Genomic DNA, 25,350 nt, shown 5'->3' with positions numbered 1-25,350 from the left:
TATAAGAATATTGAATCTTTGGAATGGAGTAATGAGGATTTAAAATGTGGTAAAATCATAAAAATTAAAGCGTTTCCTGCTGAGAAAAAAGTGAATTATCCCCAGTAGAAACAGTATTGCGTTTCGATATGTTCCGAAAGAGAGCGCAAGATACAGGTGATAAACGACAAGCAATTTGGGCAGAACAAGTAAGCCAAGGCATTAGCGGAATCGAGTGGTACACCGTTGAGTATGGCGGCGTGAATGTGGAGCTTCCCCGACTGTGTGAGGAGTTGATGCTCGTTCCTGGTGATAAGGAAATTTTGATGCAGTCCAAGTCGGTGGCGCTCGACTTCCTCGCGCACTGGAACCTCGCCTTCAAGCTGTGGCGTTACAACCGCGAAACAGAATCGCGCTGGTTTTTATGTCGATGGAGTCAGTTTTACACCGAATACATCAGCCGGGAATGGCTAGAACTTTGGGCAGAAGATGAGGTTTACCAGATTCTTTTACCAGATGGAACATTCCAGGACAAACCCATGTTTGCTATCAACGCTTGCTGTTGCTGGGGTAATCCAGAAGCAATCCACCGTACCGCTAGTTATTCGGAAGCTGGCTCAAGCTGGTTTCAGTGGAATAATTTTACGCCTTGGAGATAAAAAATATGAAAGGCATAGTCACAGTAGTTGAGAAAATCTCATCTGAAGCTCACATTGATATTCCTGAAGATTTAGCAGAATTAGGCATTAGACAGCACGTTGTAGACCATTACAACAGTGGCGAAATGCTTGCCTTACTGAACATTTTCCACGTTGATTTTGAATCTATCAGTGTTCACATTGGTAAAAAAACCCAAATCACTTGGCAACCCGGAAAGCCTTGGAGTTCAAAGCATCCTTATTACTTTTGCAAACTTGGGAGATTTACTTTGACTCTGTTAACTGACACAGAGCAAAACTTAACTCGTACAGAAGTTTACTTTGGGCATCACAAGCAACTTATTTATACGTCAGAAAAAGAGATATCCAAAGAATTGGCAACAGTCGAACTCCAAAATTTCTTAAGTGGATTAGCTGTTGAACTTCAGACTTTAAGCCACATTGAATTTCCAGAAAAAGTTTGAAAATAACAGGAGTTAAACATGAGACTAACAACATTAGAAGGTCAATACCAGTGCATCGTGATTGACCCTCCCTGGTTCTATCGGCTGAGAAATCAGGATAAAACTCACCGAAACCGCATTAGCTACAAGCCAATGCACATAGAAGAAATACTGTCATTACCTGTTCCAGACTTAAGCGATCGCACGGGGTCAGTTCTTTGGCTTTGGTTCACCAACAATCACATGATTGAAGCGGCTCAATGCTTGCAAACATGGGGATTTGAACTCAAGACTATTTTGACTTGGGAAAAAGTTACCAAGGATAACACTAAAACACATCTAGGTGTCGGTCATTGGTTGCGGAATTCGACTGAACATTGCGCTTTGGCTGTTCGTGGGAATGTGAAAGCTTTTGCTGGACGGACACTCACAAACCAGTCAAGCATTTTACACTCACCCCGTCGTGAGCATTCACGTAAGCCCGAACAGTTTTTTGAACTTGTAGAAAAGCTGTGTCCTGATATGACCAAGCTGGAGATGTTCGCACGTTCGTCTAGAGTTGACTGGGATTGTTGGGGTGATCAGGCGGATCTGTTTGATCAGCTTAATGCAGAAATTGATAACGATACTTCATTGAGTGCTTAATTAACGCTAATTTCGGCACTCAAAACTTGCTGAACCTTGAAAATCAAATATCAAACAATTCTAATTTTCTGGCGGTGTGTCATCTGCTGTCTGATAAATAGAACGCAATTCATCAACAGTATCTGCTGTTTCTATTGCTGATAAGATTGATTCCAGCAATCTGAAATCTTCAAGAAGCTCAATTTCAGGTAATAAGTTTTGTCCAGGTGTTCCAAATTTGAGTTTTAATCCCAAAGCTATGCCTTTTAATAAAGATTCTATTCGAGCAATTCTCTCAAAACTAGTAACGTACTGCATACGCAGTTGTGCCTCCAATTGTTCGACTTCTCTTTTAAACTCTAGTTCTAAATCCAATGGTAACGTTAGCATCCAATCAATAAAAGCCAAAAGGTTAACAACAGCCTCGCGTTCAAACCCTTGCTCATACAACCGACGCACTAAATTCAGTTTTGATTGTTTCCTTTGCGACCTATTACTGCGGGTTTGCACTGCTGCCAAGTGAGCCATTACCACTGTAGCAAAGGGGTTACGACTGGCTTCTAGCTCCGACAAGCAATGTTTATAGTCTAGCAGCTTGATTACAGGAAACTGAAAATCAACCGTACAACCAAACAAATCGTACCCAAACTGCGATGGTCGCCAGTTGATGTTGTCATCCCCCAGTATCGCGCATGATGCAACAGAGCGATCGTAACGGTCAAAAATTCGATAGTTGTAGACAAACATCCGTTTAGGAAAATCGGTTTCCTCTTGACTTTGGATTTCTATATGAATCAACAGCCAAGATTCTTCGCCCCCAATGCGATAGATTTTCACCAATTTATCAATTAGACGTTTTCCTAATTCAGCATCACGAACTACTTGTTGTAACTCTTGATCTAGAAACTCGAAACCTCTACTCCAATCAATGTGAGCATGGGCTTGAGGAAAAAAGAATTGCATGAAGTCTTCAAAATACAACTGCAACATCTGCTTCCACGGGGAATCATATTCCGTAAGAGGTGTTTTATTAACCATTTTCAAATGTATTGTCTAATTTCAAATTTTAGAGGTGTTTATGCCAACAAACATAGAATGGACAGACTTAACAGATAATATCATCCATGTCAAAGGAGGCGGTTGGTGGTGTCATAAGAAAAGCGAGGTTTGTGCAAATTGTTATGCAGAGAAATTAAATAAAAACTCTTTCTTTGGCGGAAACAAGCAACCCTACTCTGGACAACCACCCGAACTAGTGTTAGATACAGAAGCTATTCGGAAATGGGGATTCCAAAGGAAACCTAAGAAGCATTTCGTTTCTTCAATGACTGATGTTTTTGGTGAATGGGTTCCGCGTTTTTGGCAACATGAGATGCTGGACGGAATGTTCGTTGCTCCCAATCAAATATTTCAGATTCTCACCAAACGACCAGAAATTATGCTGTCATCTATGGATGAATGGCTTTCTTTTCATGGACTAGACAAATTACCTTTAAATATTTGGTCAGGAGCTTCGATTGAGAATCGCCGTACTTTAGAAGAACGTAGCCAATTCCTTGCTCAGATTCCGGCTTTAATCCGCTTCTGGTCAGTTGAACCATTACTAGAAGATTTGGGTGATATCACTCACTACTTGAATGATGTTCAGTTAGTAATTGTTGGTGGTGAGTCTGGGCCAAATTCCAGACCATGCCACATCGAATGGATTAATTCAATTGTCCAACAATGCCAACAATCGAAAACACCCGTATTTGTGAAACAGTTGGGGGCGAATGTTTATTTGAATCAGGAACCTTTTAAAACGAAACACGCCAAAGGCGGCGAACTTGCTGAATTTCCTCAACAGATACAAATTCGGGAATTTCCCAACTTCACTTGTGATTAGAAACAAATCCCTCGATTGTTAAGAAACTTTCGAGGGAAGGCAATTTTTATTAGGTATATCATTATGACTTTAGCAGAAAATCAGCTTAATAATCGGACAGCTTTTGAAGTCTTCATTCCCGGTTTTTTTGATGATTATCCACTTGAATCATCAGAATTCCGGCTGTACGCGCATATCCAAAGAAGAGCGGGTGTAAGCGGTTGCTTTGAGTCTATTCCGAAGATGGCTAAACATTGTTACATCGCTCTCAAAACTGCCAAAAATGCCATCAAGCTTTTACTAGCCGCCGGAATGATTGAAATACAAGAACGTATTGGAACTACTAACATTTATACTCCCACTTCACCTTCTTTGTGGGTTTCTCCTGACCAAATTCAATTACTTCGTTCACAAATTAAGACAGCAAAAGAAACCCCAGTCAAAATTAACCCCAGTCAAAATTGCACGGGGGGTGGGGGCAAAATTGCACCCAGTGGGGGGGGCAATTCTGCATGGGGGGTGGGGTCAAATTTGACCCACAAAGGTATTCCCATTAAGGTAATCCCATCTAAGGAATTCACACTAAGTGCAGTCCCCCCAAAAAACGAGTGTGTGTGTGAAGAAACTAACTTGGATTTACAACCAAATCAGGAAGAAGAACCAATTCCCGAATCTTCGTCTTCACAATCAAACCAGGAAGAACCAATTCCCGAATCTCTCACTTCGTTGTCAAATCAATCCGAGACTTTGCATCAAACAGACATTCCCTCATGTAGACCTACTATTGCGGCGGGGTTATTCGATAAAAACGAACAAGCGAACAAGAAACCAAGCAAACCAAGATTTCAGTCGATTGATGATTTGCTCAATCACATCTTGCTTGACCCCGGCATCTTGGCATCTGAGCCTTTACCCGCAGTTTACAGAAATGAAATCAAGCTCCGTTCTTGGCGTTTCCCTTGGCGCACTTCTTGCAGAGACAACATTTACCAAACCTGCGATCGCCGTTTGGTGGAGTTAATCGCCAAGGAGAGAGCCGAGTGGGACAAGGTTAATTGGCAGCAAAAAGTCCCCACTGTGATCAAATCAATCAGCAATTTGGAGGTGAGTAAAGCTGGTTTAGAAGAACTGCTGGTTTATTGGTCAAAAGTTCTCTCTTCATCTACGCCACAAACTGAACAATCAAAAGCCAACGACCAACCCATCGGTTACTACTCAAATCGTTCTCTTGATTGGCATAAAGCGACCTTCAGTGAACTTCTAGACCGCATGGATGAAGTTGGTAAGGACAAAGCGATCGCTTCTTTCAGCAGCCGTTATGACCAACAAGACCCAAGTGCAACGCTCAAATGGTTGGATTGGTTAAAACTTACACATCCTCAAATGTATGTGTACTTATATCCGCAAACTGCGTGAACAACACGGAATCTAGATTTTCTAGAAATCAAAATTTTCAAATGAGGTGAACTATGGCACAAGATAAATCAAACTTCACATCTCAACAAGACCGCTTACCCCCACAAAGCATTGAGGCTGAAGAAGTAATACTTGGTGGCATCATGCTCGACCCAAGTGCCATGAGCCGAATCAGCGATCGCTTAGTGGCAGATGCTTTTTACATCAATGCCCACAAAGACATTTATCAAGCAGCCCTACGACTGTACAGCCAAGGATTACCAACGGATTTGCTTTGCATCACCAACTGGTTGTCTGATAATGGTTTATTGTTCCGTATCGGTGGACGCAATAAACTGGCCAGTCTGGTTGGCTGTACTGTGTCAGCTGTGAACATCGATGTTTTAGCTGACTTGGTAATGGAAAAATACCAAAGGCGGCAGTTAATCCTTGCTGGCACTGAGATTGTTCAACTCGGCTATGCCACCGAAACTGATTTACCTGTAATTCTCGACGAAGCCGAACAAAAAGTCTACTGCATTAAGTCTGAGCATTCTGCCTCTGACTTGGTTCATATTTCTCATGCCCTAGCCGACACTTTTACCGAAATTGAAGCACGTCATACTGGTAAGGGATCACCAGCAGCAAGCAGTGGATTTTATGACCTGGACAGTATACTCGGCGGTGGTTTTCGCAAAGGACGGTTGTATGTACTCGCTGCTCGTCCTTCTGTTGGTAAATCCGCTTTGGCTGGTAATCTCGCTCTCAACGTTGCCAAAACTGGGAAGATGCCGATCTGCGTTTTCAGCTTGGAAATGTCTACTGATGAGTACGTACAGCGATTCTTGAGCAGCGAATCCGGCATTGAAAATAACTTCTTGGAAACTGGGAAGGTCTCTGACAGTCAGTGGCAACCCTTGAGCGTGGCGATCGCGCAGTTAAGCGAACAACAGATTTTCATCAACGACGAATCTTGCCCTTCTCTTAATGAAATCCGTAGCCAAGTCCGTCGAATTTCATCCCATTACGGTGGTGTTGGGCTTGTGATCATTGACTACTTACAACTGATGGCTCTTGATACTGATTCACGGGTGAACATGGCTCAACGAGTCGGTGAAATCAGCCGGGGATTAAAAAGATTAGCCAAAGATTTGGATGTGCCTGTACTGGCTTTGTCCCAACTCAACCGCGAAGTTGAACACCGTAACGATAAACGCCCTGTACTAAGTGATTTAAAAGACAGTGGTGCTGTTGAGCAAGACAGCGATGTTGTGATCATGCTTTACCGCGAAGAAATGTACAACCCCGATACCCCAGATCGTGGCATTGCTGAGTTAGTCGTTCGCAAGCAACGCAATGGCCCCACTGGTACAGTCAAGCTTTTATTTGACCATCAGTTTACCAGATTCAAGAATTTATCTCGTGGTCGTAGTTTTTAAGGCTCTACTGGAGGATAAACATTGTCTTTTACGCAAGATAGGGAACTGAGAATGATTGAAACTTACCAACAGCTTTTACAACAATGGGCGGCTCTTGCCCCTGATGAATGTTCTACTACTGACAGGGATTACAGGTTTAAGGTAAAAGTGTTGCCCCAAGTTGAAAAGTGTTCTTTCGATAACCCCTGGCGTTCGGTTACTTCCGAAAACCTTACTTGGCGACTTCATGTAGCTGAAGATGTAATTCTCAGACAGTTGAATTTTGTTCTTCTAACAGTTTTACATTGCTGTTCTAACCGTCAGTCCAATATTCATTTCACTTTCATAGAGCTTGGAACTATTGCCACAATCTGCAATGGGCTGAAGTCGCAAATACATCCACATGCAGCGATCGCGGCATTAGACGCTTACGTTCAATTGCTGGAGTTTTAAAACAGATGAAAGCGCTATCCGTCCGTCAGCCTTGGGCATGGGCAATTATTTATGCTCTCAAAAATGTTGAAAACCGTGGCTGGCCCATTCATTATCGCGGCGACATTTTGATTCACGCTGCAAAAACTTGTACCAAAAAAGAGTATCAGCTAGCGAAAGAATTTTGTCAAAGCATGGGGGTAGTAATCCCAGAATTAATCTCTCTACGTCGCGGCCAAATCATCGGTATGGTCACAATAGTAGATTGCAAGTTTTCACAAATTGCATCTGGCTGGGGGATGGCTGAACAGTACCACTGGGAATTGGCGAATCCACGAGAAGTTACACCAATTCCTTACATTGGACAACTGGGGATTTTTGAAGTGCCGGATGCACTGGTGTCTGAGGTAGTTGCCTTATGAAATTAGTCCTCTCGCTTTTCTCCGGCATCGGGGGACTCTGCCACCGACGACAATTCGACATTTTGTGTGGGGGATTTCCCTGTAGCAGCACCAGTAACACTGGAGATAAAAAAGGACTCAACGACCCAGGTCTGGACTGTGGCAGGAATTGATGGATTATAGAGGAGACGCGCCCAAAGATGCCTATGTCTTCAAGAGTCGTAACGGGAAAAATAAGCCGCTGCACCGTCAAAATGTTGATCCTATTATTAAAGATGCAGGAGAACGGGCCGGGCTGATGGAGAAAGTTAGTTGTCACTGGCTCAAGCATAGCCACGCGACGCACAATGCTGAGAGGGGTACGCCCGTTCCTTTAATTCAGGAAACGATGGGACACGTCGATATTTCCACAACGGCAGGATACATTCACATCCGCCCTGGAGACAGCAGTGCTTTACACTTGCCACGGGTTTAACATCACTGCCTAATATGTCGTGCTTTATAACTATTCATTTCAGTTGTAAAATTCTGTCAATTTTATTTTTTCACTAAAAAAGTAACAGTATAATCGGCATGGTACTGTAACAAAATATACTCTTAATATGACTTTTTTTGAAATAGTGATTGTTGAGTATGAGGATTAACGTCTGTAATAATACTCAAAAACATAATAATTTAGTTTTTTCTATTATAAAAAATAGTTAAAAATCCTGATATTAATAATTTCCGGATGATTTTATGATTCTTGTTATTAATATTTTTATTTATTAACATTAAATAAAAATACTGATTCCATTTTTAAGTTTTAAATTTACATTTAATTTATCAGCCGAGATTTTGAGATCATTCAATTCTGCGTATAAGTATACAGATAGATAAAGCCTAAAATTTGAAACCTGCTAGAAAATGGGAGATTTCTGCTAATTAGCCTTAGTTAATTAGTCTAATTTTAGATACTGATCGATTTAAATATTTAAACGACTCATCGGCTCAAAAGCATAGTAGCGTTTTTTGAAAAAGCATAATCTTTAGGAAATAAAACATGGTTACTTTAAGTACTACAAGGTTGTTGCAAAAATCAAGTTTTAAAAAATCGCTTCCCTCTGGTGATTCTTCAATTACTGTAGTTATTCCATGCCTTAATGAAGAAGGTAATCTGGAACGTCTCCTACTTAATATAGAAGAAACGTTTGAGAATATGGGCTTTAGTTTGCCAGTACTAGTAGTTGATGATGGCAGCACAGATAATAGCTATAAAATCCTCAAGAAAATGAGTGAAGAATATGATTATTTGAGGATCATTCGTCATCCGCAGAGGCGGGGTGTAACTGAAGTATGGAAGACAGCATTAGATGATGTCCAAACTGATTGGATATTTTGGGGACAAGCAGACTTAGAGTCAGATATCCGAACTGACTTACCATTGCTATTAGAAGCTTGTATACCAGGAGTAGATGCAGTAGCTGGTTGGCGGCAGAAACGGGGTGATGGTAAGATTCTTGCTTCTAAATTGGCCAATACTACTTGTAGTTTACTCTTTGGTTTAAACATCCACGATATGAACTGGATCAAACTAGTCCGTCGTGATTTATTATTAACTCTGCCAGTAGAAACAATTACCCATCGCTACTTATTGGCGGTATTAGCAGCACAAGGATATAACGTTACAGAAGTTCTCACACCTTGGCATCCTCGACACTCTGGAACAAGTAAGTTTGGCAAAAAGCGTCTTCTGACTTCAGCTATTGATTTTGTCAAGTTATGGTGGTGGTTTCAAACTAAAGGTCGTCTACTTAATCAACGCCAAGAGAAAAGAATTGATTCAAGCATAAACTATCCTGGTGTTGTTCTACAGGAAATAGTCTAGTCAATTCAACTGGTCATAAATAAACCCAGAGAGAATTAGTTATATTCTCCTGGGTTTGATTTTTCTTCTTAATTTAGTAAGTTTTCATATCTATGAATATTGAAGGTAAACACATTCTTGTTGTCACTTCTGTATATCCGATGAATGCTGACGGCAATCATGGTGCTTTTGTACGTGAGGCAATTTTACGCTTGCAAGCAACAGGGGCTAAATTTACGGTATTCGCTCCTGCCTATGAGGGTTCTAAAAGCCACGTATTAGATGAAGTAAAAGTATATCGCTTTCGCTACTGTCCAAAACGTTTTGAAAATTTGGCAAGGGATGGCGCTCCTACCAAGTTGCAGAGACAGCCTCTCTATTTGTTAGCTGCTGTTTTGTATATCTTGTTGGGTACGCTGCAATTGTTTTGGGTATGCTACAAGGAAAAGCCAAATTTACTCCAGATTCATTGGCCTTTTCCTCACGGGTTGATGGCTTTACCTGCCAGCATTTTATTGGGTATTCCGATGGTGTTTAGTTTCCACGGAGCCGAACTAATGTTAGCAAATAAGTTCGGTTTTGTGACACATATTCTCCGTTGGTTAGTGCCTATCGCTAAAGGTGTGACAGCCAATTCTTCTTTTACTAGTGGGTTGATTCGTAAAATTTATGATGGGCCTATTACCGTTATTCCTTACGGTATGACTATAAAGCCGAAGCCACCTAAAAAACGTTCACCAAGGGAAGTACCTAAGCTTTTGTTTGTCGGTAGGTTAGATGAACGTAAAGGTTTGCGATATTTATTGGCAGCTCTACCTTTAGTCTTAGCTAAGTATCCTGTATGTTTACGCATTGTGGGTAAGGGAATTCTCGAAGATGAGATTAAATCACAGTGTCATGCAATGGGTCTAAATGACGTAGTAGATTTCCTTGGCTTTGTCAGCAAAGAAGAATTAGCTGATGAATATGCGGCGTGTGACATATTTGTATTACCAGCAATTGTAGATAGCAAGGGTGATACTGAAGGCTTAGGAATTGTGATCATAGAAGCTTTAGCTCACCAAAAGCCTGTAATTGCCAGTGCTGTAGGGGGAATTGTCGATGTAATCCATTCTGGAATTACTGGATTATTAGTACCAGAAAAAGATCCAGAAGCTTTAGCACAAGCAATCTTGACTTTATTATCGAATCCCATCAAAGCCCAAAAAATGGGTCAAGAAGGTTTAGCAGATATAGAAGTTCGCTTTACTTGGCATCGGATTACGCCTATATGGGAAAAAGTATTTGCAAACGCATTGGATAGCGTTGTAACTAGAAAAGGTACTGAAACTCTTGCCTAGTAAAATTTTTAGATTATGATTGGTGATTTTTATCAGGATTGTTAGTTTGTTGAGTATTCAGGGAAATATGTATATAGCTTGTATGAAGAGTAAGTAAATCCATCTCTAAATGAAATTCTGGAATTAGTTCTACATTTTTTTGTATATTATGATACAGTCGCGTCTAATTTTAACTCGTGGGATTCTCACTACTTGCGTAGTAGCCCCTTTAGTCGTGATGGGGATTTTAAGCTTTACTGTACTTCTCCCTGCCTTCAAAGACCCAGGATCAAGATTTTACTCTTCAGGGTTCGGTTATCCAGCTTTACAACGTATGGCTGGCAAACCTATCCAAGTAGAGACTGCGTTAGTAGCGTCAAAAAGTTTAGAGGATAATCTAGCCGCTCCTGGTGAATCTGTTGCTATGCAGCAGGTGAATGTTCGTTCTTTGATATCGGGGCCTGTAGAAAAACTTTTCGTTGAGGAAGGGCAAAGGGTGCGCCGAGGCCAACCTTTGCTCCAGTTACAAAAAGCTCCCTTTGAAAATGAAGTGAATACGGCTCGCAATAACCTCGCTATTGCGGAAAAGAACCTTGAAACTGTGCAAAACTCGGTATCAAAAAGGTTATCAGACCTGAAAGAGGATGTTAGGTCTGCTCATGACAGGTTTTATGCAGCTAAAACTAGACTAAGAACAATTGACAAACTCGCAGATCAAGAATTAAACAACAATATCCAGGCTGCTCAGGTAAGGGTAGGGACTGCTGAAGAGAAACTCAAACAAATTAAAATTTTAGCAGAGCAGGGAGCAATTTCCAAGTTTCAACTCTATGATATGCAAGATACTTATGCAACTCGCAAAAGAGAACTAGTAGCTGCTCAACAGGGAATTATTACTACCCAAAGCCAGCAATTTAGCAACCAAGATTTCTCCATTGCTCGCCAAAACGACTTGATTTCTTCTCAGCAAACTCTGTCATTAGCCCAGGACACACTAGAGAAAGATGTCAAAAATGCTCGCCTCACCGTTGACAACAGAAAAATAGAACTACAAGAGGCTCTGAGAAATTTAAGTAGAACAGTTATATATGCCAGCAGCGATGGTTTAGTGAGTTTGGTAAATATAAATGCTGGTGAAATAGCAGATGCACGGGGACGTGACTCGTTAATAACTTTAACTCAGAATATTGTATTTAAGGCTTACATTGATCAAGCTAGACTTAATGCAGTCAAAGTGGGTAATAAAGCTATAGTGCGTTTGGTGGCATACCCAGGACGTACTTTTGAGGGACGGGTAATTCAGCTTAATCCAACCGTACAAACTAATGCCACTAAGCCCAGTAAAGTGGGTATTGACCGACAATTTACCTATTCTGTTTGGGTTACTGTTGATAATTTGGAAATGCCTCCAGGTTTACAGGGTTATGTTCAGTTTGTTGATCAAAGTAGAACAGCTTTAATGATTCCAGAAAGTTCTGTGACTCATTTGTCTGCTGGTGAAGGCATGGTGATGGTTGCTGAAGCAGGTAAAGCTGTTGTGAAAAAAGTCAAGCTAGGAAGAACATTTGATAACCAGCGTGAAGTGCTGGCAGGCTTAAAGTCAGGAGAAAAAGTAGTATTATCTCCCAGAGTATTAAATCCAAGCGATCGCCTAAAAATTGATACCCCACTAGCACAAAAATCAGTCGGCAAAAACGAGGCACAAGTTCGTTGACCAAAATTTAGACCAAGTGCAATTTGCTTGCAATGTTACGCGACATTATCAGCAACACGTTTACTACAAACACTTAAAAAAGTAAAGAAATATCAAATGAAAGAACTACTCTTAAAATTCACAACATCTCCAATCGGTTTCATTAAAACAGTTTTATACAAACTAACTATGGGGCCAGTAATATATGGTAAGGGAGATGACTATGATGCTGGTAGATATTGGCGCGATCGCCTATCTAAATATGGTAAATCTATCAGAGGAGTTGGCGATCAAAGCTTGTCTGAAAAAGACAATGAAGAGGCTTATGCCCAAGCAGCAAAAATTTTTCTCGATTACTGCTTAAAGCAAAATATTGATTTCAATAATGCCAAAGTTCTAGAAATTGGTTGTGGTACTGGTTATTACACTCAAATGCTATTTGACTTAGGTGTAAAGAACTACTTGGGAGTAGACATTACTGATGTATTGTTTCCCGAACTTAAGCAAAAATTTGCAAATTTTCAATTTCAGAAAAAAGACATCACCACGGATGATATCTCAGGTAAATTTGATTTAATAGTCATGATTGATGTTATCCAACACATCGTTACTGATGCGAAGTTTAAATCAGCTATGAATCAAATAAAATCCAGCTTATCTGATGATGGAGTTTTTATTTTAGCTCCCTTATTAAAGACAAAAAAACGTGTGATGTTTTATCTTAGTGATTGGACTATTGATAATCTTAAATTTTGTTTTAAAGATAACAAAACTAGTGAATCAATACCATTTAGAACTGGTTATCTTCTTTCAATAAAAAAGTAATTATTGACGTTTGAATTTGGCGTGATATTCAATCATTTTTAGTCATAGATTTTCCACTTAGTGAATTTTAGTTCTGACTTATTCTTCCATATTTAAAAAATATGAGCTAGAGATATGTGGGATTTAATAAATCATTTTAATTGTAAGCTGTTGACCGAATAAATTGTACATCGTAATTTGAAAACAATTCTCTATGAACAATTTATGCTCCTGGTTTAGCTGGTTTAATCGAGAAAAAATTACACTTTTGATTGGCTCTGTATGTTTATTATTCGGAGCAATCTTTCCTTGGTATCGCTTACCTCAAGAAACTCTAGAAGCATTCGGTACAAATTTATTTTGGGCAAATGCTGTTAGAGTGGCATTAGCGTTGTGTGCGATCGCTGGTTTGACTTACACTTTTTTCTTTCATATTCGACAAGCTCCACGCTTAGTTTTTTGGGGTGCATTAATCCCTATATTACTTTTTCCCTATTTCATTACAATTTGGTCGCCTGCTGTGTCTTTTATTGCAGCAGAATACTATAACCGCGGAGAAGAAGTATCCTCTCACGTAGATAGAAATTTTTCAGAAGTTCAAGCTCAGTGGAAACAGAATATATCTTTAGATAACTCAGATCCTCCAACTTCCACTTTTGGGATAAAAATTGAGGATAGCCGATTTTTTCAACTGCCATCATGGGATAAAGTTATCCTTGAAGGATTTGGCTATAAAAATAGTTTTTTTGCTGGTATTGGTCAAGGTTGGAGCTTCAGCCTAATTGGAGTGCTAATTTGCTTAATGGGCCTTTATCTAGCTTGGGAACAGCAAGGAATGAATTCTCTAATTAAAGACATGAAAATATTAGTGGCTGTGAGCTTACTATTATTTTCTGTTATTTTAGGCTCTCACATTTATTTTAATATTGTTAATTATCAATTAAATGTGCAGTTTGCCAAAAGTGAATATTCTGAAGTAGTAAATACTAGCCAAGCTTTAATAAGATTGTATCCACCTTTCCAGGGAGATGAAGAATTTTTAGAGCGGCTTGCAAGGGCAGAGTTATATACAGATACAGCCGATCCAGGATTAGTTAATTTCATTCATGGTCTAGAAAATTATAAAGATAGTAATTTTTTAGAAGCAGAGAACTATTTCAAAAAATCTTTAGATAGTCAACCTAACCGCTTTTTGGCAAGAGGGTATTTGGTGACAGCAATTCTAAACCGAGGTATTAATTATTTTAACGAACCTAATACTATAAATGCTGGAACAGCCGCAGATATTTTTGAAAAAGCATTCGAGATATTTCCGGGTCATGTTGAAGCTTTATATGACCTGATGTTAGCCAGGGTTGTTAATGGAGAATTTCAGAAATCGGCTGAAGTTGCTAAACAAATCATAGATGGGCAAAAGTACTTTCAAGAACCAGGGATTGGTTTAATGGGACAAGCCTATGTCCATCTAACGTGGGCTGAATATAACAAGGGCGATATTAACAAGACCTGGGAAAGATATCGTCAATCAGTTGACACCAAGGCTTGGGATAAATCAGGAATAGAGAAAAAATAATGGAACGGTCACAGCGTTGGTTGCCATTAGGACTGATATTAGCTTTAGGATTATTGCTAGGAAGTTTGATGTTTTCTATTTGGGAAAAAATACCTACTTCTGTAGAGCGCGTAGATTGGTCACAACAAGCCCAATGGATTGCCCCTCAAACACCAACTTACCGTTTTTATGCCCGTCACACTTTTAATTTACCAGAGAGTGCAACAGCAGGCTGGTTAAGAATCAGCGCTGATAATGACTTTACTCTGTATGTAAATAACAGGCGTATAGCAAGAGAAAATAGTGTTCTCAACAATTCTCTTGGTCTAGGTGCAGGGCTGAAAATACCTTTTCAAGGTATTAATGATAGTAATCGCTACAATACTAAAACATCAGTCAATTATTTACTGGCTAGTTCCAATGACTGGAAATTAACAGCTTATGTAGACCTAACTCGTCATCTGCGCCCAGGTAAAAATGTTATTGCGTTAGAAATTCAAAAAGGTAAAACTAATCCTCGTGTAGTTGTTGAGGGGGCTGTTTATCCTACAAATAATCCTACACCTATTAGTCTGACAACGGGAAAAACTTCTTGGCGAACTTCAAATTTGTCAGAAACTCGTCAATCTCTCCAATGGTTTGACCAAGATTTCTCAGATGAAAATTGGTCAGAAGCTAAGGTATTGGGTTCGGTTCAAGAAGCAACTTACAGTCGCTTAAGTAAAAATTTGTTTGACCGTCCTCTACAGGGAAATTTGATTGCAGGAAATCCAAGTTCTAATGGGCAGCTATGGCTTAGAGGTCTATGGCAAATACCAACAGAGCAGATTTATCATGCCTATATCCGATTTGCTGGACAAGGTGCATATTCGCTGTTGCTAAATGGCAATCTTATTAACAATTATAGAACTGAGAACGGCAATCAGTTGCATCTTTTAGAAGTCACAAAGTTTCTCCGAACTGGAAATAATACATTAGCTGTGAGTTTAGTTAGCCCATTAAATACAGCATTGACAGCAACTAACTCTATTAATGCTAATAGTATTCTTGACTTCTTTTTAGATGGATGGGCAGAAACAGAAACAGGCGAAATTGTTGGAGAAATTGCCACTGATAAGACTTGGACAGCCTTAAATCAAACTGTACCTGGGTGGACAGAAGGTGCAGGTGAGGAGAAACCTGTAAGTCTTTTAGGTTTACCTAAACCGGAAAGTTTCCAGCGTAGTTTTGAAGGTAATGCCTATCTTCTCAATTACCCTAATTACTTATGGCATCAGAGTCTCTGGTTAATAGGAGGAGTTGCCTTTGCGGTAATTTATGCTTCACTTTTGGGTTTATGGCTGGGATATGGAAATCGGTGGTGCGAAAACTTGGTTGCTGGATCTGCAATACTCTCACCAAGCACTTTGTTTTTAGCCGCTATTGGTTTACTCAAACACCGCTTTGCAGAAGCAGAACTTGGATTACTATTTGCCCAATCAAACAGTAACTACGTAATATTGTTTGGGTTTACAGCCATAGTTGTATTGACATTAGTTTTCATTCGTGTGAAGAGAAAGATTAGTAAATTACCTCTATCTTTTATTTGGTTCTCACTGGGTTTAGTAGCTTGTGTTAGTTTCAGCTTGGCGTGGGGTGGAAATGTCTTTCTTGTCTTTAGTTTAGCGATTGTAGCAGCGATTATTACCTACATTTTTGTTTGGATGCAGAGACGAGGACAATCACCAATCCCAGTATTACAAAATAAATTTAATCTTTTACAGCAGAAATGGACTATTTGGGGTGAATGGATATTTCTCATCCTAATTGTCAGTGTAGGGTTTGGGTTAAGAGTTTATAATCTTGGTTTTATTGACTTAGATCCTGATGAAAATACTTCCCTAGATGCTGCTAGAGGTATCTTACGCACGGGCGCACCCATAGCTACTTCTGGTATTTGGTACACTCGTGGCCCTTTTTATCACTACTTGCTGGCTCTTTGGTTACGAGTAGTGGGAGATTCTATAGTTAATGCTCGCTTACTATCCGCGCTTTGGGGTACAGCTACTCTAATTTTAGTCTATATATTTGCTCGTCAGCTTACTGGAAAGATTTGGATTGCCCTACTAGTAACAGCAATTTTAGCTATCAACCCTTGGGAAATTTGGTATTCACGCAATATCCGGTTTTATCAGGTTCTACAATACCTAACTATTCTATCTTTGTGGTCTTTTTTTAAGGGTTTTATTGAACAATCTGGAAAGCGTTATCAATATATTTTCTTTATTGCTCTTAGTTTAACCTTAATAACTCAAGAAATTAGCTTAACTCTACTGCCAGTATTTTTAATTGGTTTCCTTTGTTTTTATCGTCCGTTTAGCTTCTCGCAAGACTGGCACATTATCTTAGGCTGTATAGTTACTTTAGCTATTTTTATTTATGATATTGGTTTTGCTACTATCCGCCTTTTAACACCTTTGGCTGCACTATCTGATAGTACTGGAAGTTATCTAAGATTACACTTTTCTGATGTCACAGTGCTAACTTCTAATATGTTTATTGGTTCTGATAGGATGCAAATAATTTATAGTTGCTTCTTTTGTATAGGAATGCTTTACTTCTTTAAAAAATGTAACCCTATATTATCTTTCTTTTTTGTGTGCGTTATATCTCAAATATTTATTGTAACGCTTCTTAGTTATCAACTAGAAGAACGCTACGTTTACGGTGTTTATCCACTATTTATTTTGCTAGCTATTTACAGCATGATCTATTTAACGGAAACCATTGTAAATAAACTACAGATGATGATAAATGAACTTATGCCTTTAAAAACGGCTATGTTAATATTTAGTTTGATAATAATAATTATCAACCTACAGCCAACTAAAGTTTTAGCAGGTTATTCCGAAGTAATTAATAGAACTAATACCCAGATATTTGAGTATATACGCCAATATAAAACTCCAGAAGATATAATAATTTCACCTACACCTCCATTTGCTGCAATTAATTTAGGCGGTTTAGATTACTTTTTAATGGGAACAGAATATTTAGATGCAATTTACTGGCGAAACGGAAAATTAATTGATCGATGGGGAGGTGGAGTAGTAGTCAGTAATATAGATCAAATAAATCAGATATTAGCAAAATCTCAACGTGTATGGATTCATGTAGATGATATAAGAGTAGGCAGATTTGAACGCAATACTTGGGAGTATATCGAAATATTAGGTAAACCAGTTATAGATAGGTTTGGAACTCGTTTACGACTTTGGCAACCAGAAGATGGATTACCAAAACGTATACCTAACCAAGGCAAAGATTTAGGAGCTTATTAATCAAATTATATATCTGCATTTAATAACTAATTTATACAGACATAGAACTCAGATTTTCTTTTTGAACACATACTGAGACTGAAAAGCGAGTTTATCTGAAATCTTGTTTAGAAATCAAACAGAAGTCCTATATATATATCAAGTTTAAAAAACATGAAGATTAAACCAATCACATTTATTAAAACAACTGTAAGTATTAGTCTACTTGCTTTTGTATTTACTCGCATAAATTTTAGTCAAGCATTGACTCAATTTCAACACCTATCTTTACCCTTTATTATCCTAGCTTTAGTCTATTACACTGGTTGTCAAGTTTTGAGTTGCTGGCGCTGGCAGGTTGTTCTTAATTCAAGCGGTCATACTGTACCAATGAGCAGCTTGCTGACCAGTTATTTTGCTGGGATGTTTCTTAATATTTTTCTGCCAGGCGCTCTTGGTGGAGATGTATATCGTGTTTATAGAATTGCTCAAGTAACCAAAGATTCAGAAGTCGCAATAGTATCTGTATTTTTAGAAAGATTTACCGGACTAGCAGCTTTATCTGCTTTAGCTTTAATTGGGCTACCTCCCGCTTTTAGATTAATCGGACGCTGGGATATTATTTTATTATTTCTCACCTGTGTAGCAGCTTTAGTAGCAGCAGTTTTACTTATATCAAGCCCAAAACTATTAATCTTGGCTGAACCTTGGTTAGAAAAATTTCACCTCGGCAAAGTAGCTGCTCGCTTTGCTAAGATTCAAATTCTGTTACGAAAGTTTGCTCAGGATCGTACAGCCCTAGCTTTATCAATGGGGCTATCAATGTTACTTCAGTTAGCTATAGTTTATTACCATTATATAGTCGCGCAACAGTTGAAAATTCCTATTTCTTATTTACAGCTTTTAGTATTTATTCCGATCATCGTAGTAGTTACCTTACTGCCCATATCTTTAGGAGGTCTGGGTCTAAAAGAGGGTTTATGGATTTACCTGTTTAATCGTATTGGTTTAACGACAGAACAGGCTCTGCTGTTATCCCTAACAATTACAGGCTTTAGCTGGCTGTTGAGTTTGCCAGGAGCTTTAATTTTGCTTTTGGATTCAACAGGATTTCAATTAGTAAGGCAAGGAAAAATGGAATGATACAGCAGGATAAAAACTTTAAGCCAAGGAAGGATAAATGAAATGGTGAAAAGGCGATATATAGCAGCTTGGATACTTTTATTATTGCTGCCAACGACTAACATCACTATGGTTTTAGCTAAACAATATACCAGTCGTTTCAATAGGCAGTTTGAAGTAGGTTTAAGAAGAGAGCAAAGTAATTTATCTCAGTCTCAATTATCCCAAAAAATAGATTTTGAGCATGAATCAACTGGTTTAATCGCCAATGTTCTCTATAGACGTTTGTCAGGTTTATATAAATCAATGATGCCCAATGGTGCTAACGGTATAAATGTGCGTTGGCTACGTCATCAAGCAGGAGGTTGGTATATCGAAGACCAGCGAACTGGGGAAGAATTAATCATTGGTGGGCTGATAAAGAATGATCCACAAGCCATTGAAGCAGGATTTAAGATGTTTGATTGGGGGTTTGCCCAGCAAGTTGATGACGGCAGTTTCTTCATGACGGGCGATCGCTTCCATAGTACCTCTTTCTTTGTAGAAGCAGTTGCCCATGCACTTCTAGTCATACAACAATCTCCACACTCAAAACAGTATGCCTTTCAAGTAGCCAAATATAAGCCTTTGGTACATCGCACCGCCCGTTGGATGATTTCGTCGAAAGTCTGGGAACAAGGAATCAGAGGCAACAGACGTTACACCCATCGTCGTTACTTAGTTGCAACAGCTTTAGGATTGACAGGTAAACTAACTGGCGATGAAGAACTGATTAAATACGCCCGGAAGTCTATTGAAGATGGTTTATCTTTGCAACGTCCAGATGGTGTTAACCCAGAAAAAAATGGACATGACAGTAGTTATCAGATGGTAGGTGTGATTTATGCCCAACGATGGGTGATGTACTTTCCGCAAGATACCATAACACCTAAAGTTGTAGCGATGATCAATAAGTCGCTGCTATGGGAGCAGACAAGAATCTTGCCTTCTGGAGAAATTAGCACTGAGGATAATACCCGCACTGCTGGACAAGAAAAAGGACGCTCTGGCAAGGTAAAAGGTATAGATAGAAAGTCAGCATTACGTGCTTTTGCTTATTGGGCATCTGTCACAGGTAATCTAAAGTGGGAAGAAAGCGCTCGTCAGTTAGCAAAGTTTTACTATAGAATGCCGTAAATTTTTACTAGAGGCTAAAAGATTTATCAGTGTCACAAGATGCCAATCAAAAAATAGACAGACTTTTTTCTATTGAGAATACCATTGGCAGTTGGAGAATCCACGCGAGATCACACCGATTCCTTACATTGGTCAACTGGGGATTTTTGAAGTACCCGATGATTTGGTCATGGAGGTGGCTGCATGACTAAAACAGTAATAGCTGAGTTATCTGCAATACCCGAAAAATTCTTAGAGAAAGGGGTCAAAGCCTCACAATGCGAATCGGTTGGATGCCTTTATCCGTACCTCGAAACTAAAAAGCTACTTGATGGGTCAACCGTTTTTTATCCCCGTGTCATTGGCGTGACCCAAATAACCCCTTTCTTTGGAGGTGGGAATATAACTGGAAGGAAAAACACAAAGGCGTTTGGAAGGGTAAAAGTATAGGCTCAATTCCCCCTGGTGCTGTCCCAATGATTCGTCTAATGCAACAACAGGGGGCAATTAGGGAAGATATTATCGCTTTTATCAAAAAAGCGAAAACCAAAAAGACATCACCAAAATTAGATGTCTGCAAAAATTTTGATAACACATATAAAAAACCAACACTTCCAGATGATGCACCGATCGCTGTAGTACTTTTCGCGGGTGGCGGCGGGATTGAAGCGGGGATGGTGCAAGCCGGGATTCGTCCAGTCATTGCGGTGGAGTTCGACCCCACAAAACCAGACTTGAGCAGGGCGATACCTTCGGCACACTTCGTGAACGCCAAAACCCATCACCGCAATTTCAGGGAATATGAGTGTAGAGTCGTCCAGCTAACAGTCCAAGAAATAGCACGGTTAGGATTTCTAGGTTTTCCGCGCTGCCCCGATTACCTCCACGCCTCCCCGGTGTGCGCCAACTTCAGCCAAGCCCACACAGCTAAAGCGGGTAAGGGTATTGAAACGGCTGATGATCTGAGTGCAGCGATCGCAGTAGCAGAAGCCATCCGACAGTTGCAGCCACGGGTGTTTACGCTCGAAAATGTGCCGCGCTATCAAAACAGTCAGAGTTTTGCCATCATCCTGAATACTTTGGAACTTGAGGGGTACTCAGTCGATTACAGCGTGGTCAACATGGCTGACTTTGGGCTACCCCAGGCGCGGCGGCGGTTAGTTTTGGTTGCCAGTAGGGGTTTTCGCGTTGCCTTACCTTTGGGAACTACACCTTGCGGTTGGTATGAGGCGATAGCCCATCTCATTCCCACAATGTCTAATTCCCAACTACTCCCCAAACAACGGCAAGCGGTAGAAAAATTTCTGACGGCTAACGAACCAACGCCACTGCTAATAGAGAGAGTTGGGGGACGCAACGGACTGAAGTACAAGCCTGGGCATTTACCTTGCAACACCATTCTGCGATCGCATTTCACAGATCACAAAGGCTGCAATCAAGCTCTAATACGCAGTACTAAAAGTTATGGAGATTTATATACTCTCAACGCAGTTTCTAAAGTTCTGGTTACTTCTGGGTAGCAGTTGGCTTGCGAACAGTCGCAGCAGTTATACGATCAACCAATCCTGGCATAATTAGCTTTGCCCAAGGGAGTACTTTACCTTTCAACGTCATGATGTGTTCTCTTTTACGCCGCTCCATCGCCCAGATAATTTGATGTACACACTCATCTACTGACATATTGCCTTGCGTTTCATCACGCGGACTTTTGCCTAATGGTTTTCCATCTGCTCCCAACGCTCGTTGCCGAATATCTGTGGCGACAAACCCTGGTGAAACAACCAATACATCTACTCCTGTTGAGCGCAATTCCATCCGCAATGTATCAAAGAAGCCTTGCATGGCGTGTTTACTCGCAACGTAACCTGTACGAGTTGGTACACCTGTTTTGCCACAAATTGAAGAAATCGCCACTAATAGTCCTTGATTAGCTTTTAGGTAGGGTAGGGCATAATGAGTACAATAGACCGCACCTAAATAGTTGACCTGCATTACCCGCTCAAAAATGGACAAATCTGTCACTTCATCAAAGCACGTCAGCATTCCGATTCCGGCATTGTTGATGAAAATATCAATCTGCCCAAACACGGCAATCGCTCTCTCTATCAACTGCTGGCAAGCTGATGCTTGAGTTACGTCTGTAGGTACTGCAATCACCTTCTGTGTATGATTTGTGCAAGCAGTCAGTGTCTGTTCTAATCCTTCTTGATTACGAGCCGCTAGGACTAAATTTGCATCTTGTTGGGCTAACGAGATTGCCAGCTTTCGCCCAATTCCTGCTGATGCACCTGTGAGAACAATGGTTTTATTTGCAAAGCTCATAATCAATGTTTTCAGTCGGAACATTGCTCATTGTAGAGCTTTATATTACCAGTCAGTTTGCTTTTTTCTTTACAACTAGGCGAGGATTTGGGAGATTGGTCGGAGCTTGGAGTGCTGGGGGTTGTTTCGGGGTTACAGCAGGAATTCTCTCAGAGGCGGCGGCCGGGGTTGGTGGCGGCAATGTCATGAAGGTGGAGTGTCTTGTACGGGCGAGGGGTGGACGGTTGGGTTTAATAACTAAATAATCTTCCTCTTAAAAGGCTAATACTTAAGGTAATTTACAAGCTTGCTTAGAGCAACAAACAGATACTTAAATATAATTTGAGCTAAATATTTACTTACTGTTTTGTTGTCTATTGGAGCAGTGATGAATCCATTTGTCTCAAAGAGCATTTTCATGTTGGGGATAGTCTTCTGGCTGCTGATTAGAATTCCTTACCAACAAATACAAAAACAGAACATAATTGTTGATCAACGAAAAACCCTCCAGGAAAAGATAGTCCGCCTTCTCCTATTGATTGGGATACTGTTTCTTCCTTTGATTCATGTTCTATTTCCTTGGTTAAATTTTGCTAACTACCATTTACCAATTTGGGCAAATGGATTAGGCACTGCTATTCTTGCGCTTTCCCTTTGGTTGTTTTGGCGCAGTCATCACGACTTGGGTCAAAATTGGTCATCAACACTGCAAATCCGAGCCGGACACACTCTCTCCACCAGTGGTGTGTATCAAAACATCCGTCATCCTATGTACACCTCTGTTCTGCTACTGTGCATTGCACAAGCACTCTTACTCGCCAACTTGATTGCAGGTCTATCAGGATTCATTGGCTTTAGTATTGCCTATGGAACACGAATTGGACAGGAGGAACAGATGCTACTTGATACCTTTGGTGATGAGTATGAAGTTTACAGGCAATGCACGAAACGATTAATTCCTTACCTATTCTAATTTGTCCACTTCATATACCCTCTGAGTCGCAGTTGAGGCTCAAGCCGACCCTTTATCAAACAACCTTTAAGGATAAAAGTGCAGCCTACGTTGCCAAGTCTACTGAATCTTTGCCATTGCTTAAATCCCTGTATTAGGAGTTTTACTGGTGATGAAGCCTTATGCTTGCTACACGTAGAGTATCAGCTTTTACGGACTCTTCGCGCAACATTCCTGGTTCTACGAGTAAACATCCTAATTCAATTGCTACTAACGGCTACTTGACTCAAGAGAGGCCACCAATGCAATAAAAAACTGCCCGCTTTGCAAGGAGTCCAGAGCAGCGCTTGCAAAAAAATAAATATGGGAGTTTTAAACTGTTGCCCCCCGTTTTACATATTCGTTTGATATGTAATACTCTTCATACCAATTCTGTATGAAGATGCGCCAAACTACGTCAAACTTATAGATGGGTGCATTTAGTAATTTTGTTATGAGTCGTCCATTCCAAATCGAGATTTCAGAAAGCCTTAAAGAATTGGAGAAAGCTCTCAGACATGTCACAAAAGCAAGCAGCAAAGAAAGATTGCAAATGCTCTATTGGCTCAAGAGTGGTCAAGTCAACAGCAGGCGATCGCTGGCAGAACGTTTAGGGCGCGATCAAGCAACCATAACTCGTTGGGTGAGAAAGTATAAAGATGAAGGACGAAGGGGCTTACTTGAAGTAAAACATGCACCAGGGAAAGTTCCGAGCATCAGTGGTTCAGACTTAGAACGCTTGAAACAGCAGTTGCAGGAACCATCTGGGTTTCAAAGCTATGGTCTGCTGACCTTGGTGATGATATCGCGGTTATCCAGTTCGACCAAGGGTCTTTTCACAAAGCGAAAGCTCTCGATTGTCCAGATAACATTATCCCTATTTTTCAACCTCCTCACTCTCCTGAACTCAACCCAATTGAGCGGTTTTGGGAATTTATCAAATCTAAACTCCAATGGGAAAATTGTAAAACCCTCACACAACTACAGCAGAAGTTAACTGATGTCCTCAAAGCAATTACACCTGAGATGATTGCCTCTCTCACTTCTTACGACTTTATTCTTGAAGCTTTATTTAGCGCAGCTTCATAAAGAATTGGTATCAGTTCAACTTTTGTACTTTATGCAAAAAGAACGAAAAACTTTTAAAGCTGCACTATACAAGGATTAGACGCAATAAACCAAGCCCAATACAACACCCTTGACCTCAAGGGAACAATCGTAGGCTGTGGAGGGCGGTTGTAACAAGGGCACAGGAGAGGCGATCGCTTACGGTAGGCGCACTTTCACAAAAATACTCTACTGAGTTATTCACATCAATAGAGTATATAAATTTACTATAATCATCTTTTAGCAGCATTCAGTTTATACTTTAGTAATTATTTATACCTCTATATAAATATTGCAAATCTTGCCTACAGTTTACGTGGGGTTTCGCTTGCGTCGGCACAGGCAACTTACAACCGAACACTAAAGAAAAACCTATGTTTCGACTAGGTGAGTTGGTCGAGTTCCGGTTTCATGGCGATGGCCCCCAATTCAGATTATCCAGGGCATTTTTAAGCTATGTAGCCCAATAACTAAGGCTCTATTCCTTCATCAATCCAAGTATCAATTGCTGTTTTTACGTTTATTTCAGTCATCGCAGACCATTCTTTTTCGTTGATAGTTGTTTTAAATACCGCTCTTTTACCGTGACCAACTTTTTCCATTGAGTGTCCGCGATACACATTTTTAGGCTTAATCATTTTTCTTAATCATCTTTATAGAATATTATAAACTATCGCTCAACAACACAAAACATTGACTTGGCTAATCTCCCACAAATCCTTGCAAAAGAGATTGACAAAAACTATGATTCGTGGAGCGAAGTTAAACCAATTTGCATTGAGCAATGATGGATATTTTTGTTTTTACTGTAGACTTCAGGGGTAAAGACAAAGATATTGATGCCTCACTGGTCTTTTTTAGCGTGCATTGGCACAACCAACACTTTATCTATTCGGTTTCCATCCATACTAACTACTTCAAAGCGTAGTCCTGCCCACTCAAAATG

The 25,350-nt window shown here is 40.1% G+C and carries 26 protein-coding genes and 1 pseudogene; 24 read left to right on the top strand and 3 right to left on the bottom strand.

What is annotated here, in order from left to right; all coding sequences use genetic code 11:
• The first annotated feature begins 128 nt into the window (after window positions 1–128).
• The 3 genes from V7L01_RS34600 to V7L01_RS34590 are packed head-to-tail and all read left to right on the top strand — an operon-like array spanning window position 129 to window position 1,726.
• Window positions 129–638 (top strand): hypothetical protein, encoded by a 510-nt coding sequence (locus V7L01_RS34600; protein ID WP_335042868.1) that lies wholly within the window; start codon window positions 129–131, stop codon window positions 636–638.
• 5 nt (window positions 639–643) lie between these two features.
• Window positions 644–1,102: a hypothetical protein gene (locus V7L01_RS34595; RefSeq protein ID WP_335042866.1), complete on the top strand. Its 459-nt coding sequence runs from the start codon at window positions 644–646 to the stop codon at window positions 1,100–1,102.
• An 18-nt stretch (window positions 1,103–1,120) separates the two neighbouring features.
• Complete coding sequence (locus V7L01_RS34590; protein ID WP_335042865.1) at window positions 1,121–1,726, top strand: MT-A70 family methyltransferase; 606 nt, start codon at window positions 1,121–1,123, stop codon at window positions 1,724–1,726.
• 60 nt (window positions 1,727–1,786) lie between these two features.
• Here V7L01_RS34590 and V7L01_RS34585 read toward each other — a convergent pair whose 3' ends face one another.
• Entirely contained in the window at window positions 1,787–2,743 is a 957-nt protein-coding gene (locus tag V7L01_RS34585) for a cytosolic protein (protein ID WP_335042864.1), read from the bottom strand.
• A gap of 40 nt (window positions 2,744–2,783) precedes the next feature.
• Between V7L01_RS34585 and V7L01_RS34580 the strand changes: the two genes are divergently transcribed.
• The 17 genes from V7L01_RS34580 (at window position 2,784) to V7L01_RS34500 (ending at window position 21,525) form a co-directional block, all read left to right on the top strand.
• Complete coding sequence (locus V7L01_RS34580; protein WP_335042863.1) at window positions 2,784–3,590, top strand: DUF5131 family protein; 807 nt, start codon at window positions 2,784–2,786, stop codon at window positions 3,588–3,590.
• Between the two features lie 63 nt (window positions 3,591–3,653).
• The gene (locus V7L01_RS34575) at window positions 3,654–4,985 is read left to right on the top strand and encodes a hypothetical protein (protein ID WP_335042862.1); all 1,332 of its coding nucleotides are present in this window, start codon (window positions 3,654–3,656) and stop codon (window positions 4,983–4,985) included.
• A 53-nt stretch (window positions 4,986–5,038) separates the two neighbouring features.
• Entirely contained in the window at window positions 5,039–6,403 is a 1,365-nt protein-coding gene (gene dnaB, locus V7L01_RS34570; protein ID WP_335042861.1) for a replicative DNA helicase, read from the top strand.
• A gap of 51 nt (window positions 6,404–6,454) precedes the next feature.
• Window positions 6,455–6,835 carry a hypothetical protein gene (locus tag V7L01_RS34565; RefSeq protein WP_335042860.1) on the top strand — a complete coding sequence of 127 codons (381 nt, stop codon included), beginning with the start codon at window positions 6,455–6,457 and terminating at the stop codon, window positions 6,833–6,835.
• 5 nt (window positions 6,836–6,840) lie between these two features.
• Entirely contained in the window at window positions 6,841–7,236 is a 396-nt protein-coding gene (locus tag V7L01_RS34560) for an ASCH domain-containing protein (RefSeq protein ID WP_335042859.1), read from the top strand.
• A complete protein-coding gene (locus V7L01_RS34555; protein ID WP_335042858.1) occupies window positions 7,233–7,388 on the top strand; it encodes a DNA cytosine methyltransferase in 156 nt (51 codons plus the stop codon). The genes V7L01_RS34560 and V7L01_RS34555 overlap by 4 nt, the downstream gene beginning before the upstream one ends.
• Window positions 7,388–7,690, top strand: a complete 303-nt coding sequence (locus V7L01_RS34550) for a tyrosine-type recombinase/integrase (protein WP_099099734.1) — start codon at window positions 7,388–7,390, stop codon at window positions 7,688–7,690. Before V7L01_RS34555 ends, V7L01_RS34550 begins: the two co-directional genes overlap by 1 nt.
• Window positions 7,691–8,257: 567 nt before the next feature.
• Window positions 8,258–9,082, top strand: a complete 825-nt coding sequence (locus V7L01_RS34545) for a glycosyltransferase family 2 protein (RefSeq protein WP_335042857.1) — start codon at window positions 8,258–8,260, stop codon at window positions 9,080–9,082.
• A gap of 92 nt (window positions 9,083–9,174) precedes the next feature.
• A complete protein-coding gene (locus V7L01_RS34540; RefSeq protein ID WP_335042856.1) occupies window positions 9,175–10,401 on the top strand; it encodes a glycosyltransferase family 4 protein in 1,227 nt (408 codons plus the stop codon).
• Between the two features lie 148 nt (window positions 10,402–10,549).
• The gene (locus tag V7L01_RS34535) at window positions 10,550–12,094 is read left to right on the top strand and encodes an efflux RND transporter periplasmic adaptor subunit (protein WP_335042854.1); all 1,545 of its coding nucleotides are present in this window, start codon (window positions 10,550–10,552) and stop codon (window positions 12,092–12,094) included.
• Window positions 12,095–12,190: 96 nt separating this feature from the next.
• On the top strand, window positions 12,191–12,898 hold the full coding sequence (locus V7L01_RS34530) for a class I SAM-dependent methyltransferase (protein ID WP_335042853.1): 708 nt from the start codon (window positions 12,191–12,193) through the stop codon (window positions 12,896–12,898).
• A 388-nt stretch (window positions 12,899–13,286) separates the two neighbouring features.
• Window positions 13,287–14,450 carry a tetratricopeptide repeat protein gene (locus V7L01_RS34525; protein ID WP_335042851.1) on the top strand — a complete coding sequence of 388 codons (1,164 nt, stop codon included), beginning with the start codon at window positions 13,287–13,289 and terminating at the stop codon, window positions 14,448–14,450.
• Complete coding sequence (locus V7L01_RS34520; RefSeq protein ID WP_335042850.1) at window positions 14,450–17,749, top strand: glycosyltransferase family 39 protein; 3,300 nt, start codon at window positions 14,450–14,452, stop codon at window positions 17,747–17,749. The genes V7L01_RS34525 and V7L01_RS34520 overlap by 1 nt, the downstream gene beginning before the upstream one ends.
• Window positions 17,750–17,902: 153 nt before the next feature.
• Window positions 17,903–18,871 carry a lysylphosphatidylglycerol synthase transmembrane domain-containing protein gene (locus tag V7L01_RS34515; protein WP_335042849.1) on the top strand — a complete coding sequence of 323 codons (969 nt, stop codon included), beginning with the start codon at window positions 17,903–17,905 and terminating at the stop codon, window positions 18,869–18,871.
• A gap of 42 nt (window positions 18,872–18,913) precedes the next feature.
• Window positions 18,914–20,026: a hypothetical protein gene (locus tag V7L01_RS34510; RefSeq protein ID WP_335042848.1), complete on the top strand. Its 1,113-nt coding sequence runs from the start codon at window positions 18,914–18,916 to the stop codon at window positions 20,024–20,026.
• A 183-nt stretch (window positions 20,027–20,209) separates the two neighbouring features.
• Window positions 20,210–20,455: a hypothetical protein gene (locus V7L01_RS34505; RefSeq protein WP_335042847.1), complete on the top strand. Its 246-nt coding sequence runs from the start codon at window positions 20,210–20,212 to the stop codon at window positions 20,453–20,455.
• Window positions 20,456–20,481: 26 nt separating this feature from the next.
• Entirely contained in the window at window positions 20,482–21,525 is a 1,044-nt protein-coding gene (locus tag V7L01_RS34500) for a DNA cytosine methyltransferase (RefSeq protein ID WP_335042845.1), read from the top strand.
• On the opposite strand, the gene V7L01_RS34495 is transcribed toward V7L01_RS34500, so the two are convergent.
• Window positions 21,512–22,327 (bottom strand): SDR family oxidoreductase, encoded by an 816-nt coding sequence (locus V7L01_RS34495; RefSeq protein WP_335042843.1) that lies wholly within the window; start codon window positions 22,325–22,327, stop codon window positions 21,512–21,514. The two genes, V7L01_RS34500 and V7L01_RS34495, sit on opposite strands and share 14 nt — an antisense overlap.
• A gap of 5 nt (window positions 22,328–22,332) precedes the next feature.
• Here V7L01_RS34495 and V7L01_RS34490 point away from each other — a divergent pair, with 5 nt between their 5' ends.
• The 4 genes and pseudogenes from V7L01_RS34490 to V7L01_RS35545 all read left to right on the top strand — a co-directional run bounded on the left by V7L01_RS34490 (window position 22,333) and on the right by V7L01_RS35545 (window position 24,386).
• Window positions 22,333–22,572, top strand: a complete 240-nt coding sequence (locus V7L01_RS34490) for a hypothetical protein (protein ID WP_335042841.1) — start codon at window positions 22,333–22,335, stop codon at window positions 22,570–22,572.
• 122 nt (window positions 22,573–22,694) lie between these two features.
• Window positions 22,695–23,279, top strand: a complete 585-nt coding sequence (locus tag V7L01_RS34485) for a protein-S-isoprenylcysteine O-methyltransferase (protein WP_335042840.1) — start codon at window positions 22,695–22,697, stop codon at window positions 23,277–23,279.
• A gap of 448 nt (window positions 23,280–23,727) precedes the next feature.
• Window positions 23,728–23,967: pseudogene (locus V7L01_RS35550) on the top strand (helix-turn-helix domain-containing protein); the annotation flags it as partial.
• Window positions 23,968–24,059: 92 nt separating this feature from the next.
• On the top strand, window positions 24,060–24,386 hold the full coding sequence (locus tag V7L01_RS35545) for a transposase (RefSeq protein WP_442937070.1): 327 nt from the start codon (window positions 24,060–24,062) through the stop codon (window positions 24,384–24,386).
• A 488-nt stretch (window positions 24,387–24,874) separates the two neighbouring features.
• Here the strand turns inward: V7L01_RS35545 and V7L01_RS34475 are convergent, their stop codons facing one another.
• Entirely contained in the window at window positions 24,875–25,042 is a 168-nt protein-coding gene (locus tag V7L01_RS34475) for a hypothetical protein (protein WP_167306234.1), read from the bottom strand.
• Window positions 25,043–25,350 lie beyond the last annotated feature (308 nt).

Origin of the sequence: Nostoc sp., assembly GCF_036917095.1 — a bacterium.
Classification (GTDB): domain Bacteria; phylum Cyanobacteriota; class Cyanobacteriia; order Cyanobacteriales; family Nostocaceae; genus Nostoc.
This window is presented reverse-complemented; position numbering and strand designations above follow the sequence as displayed.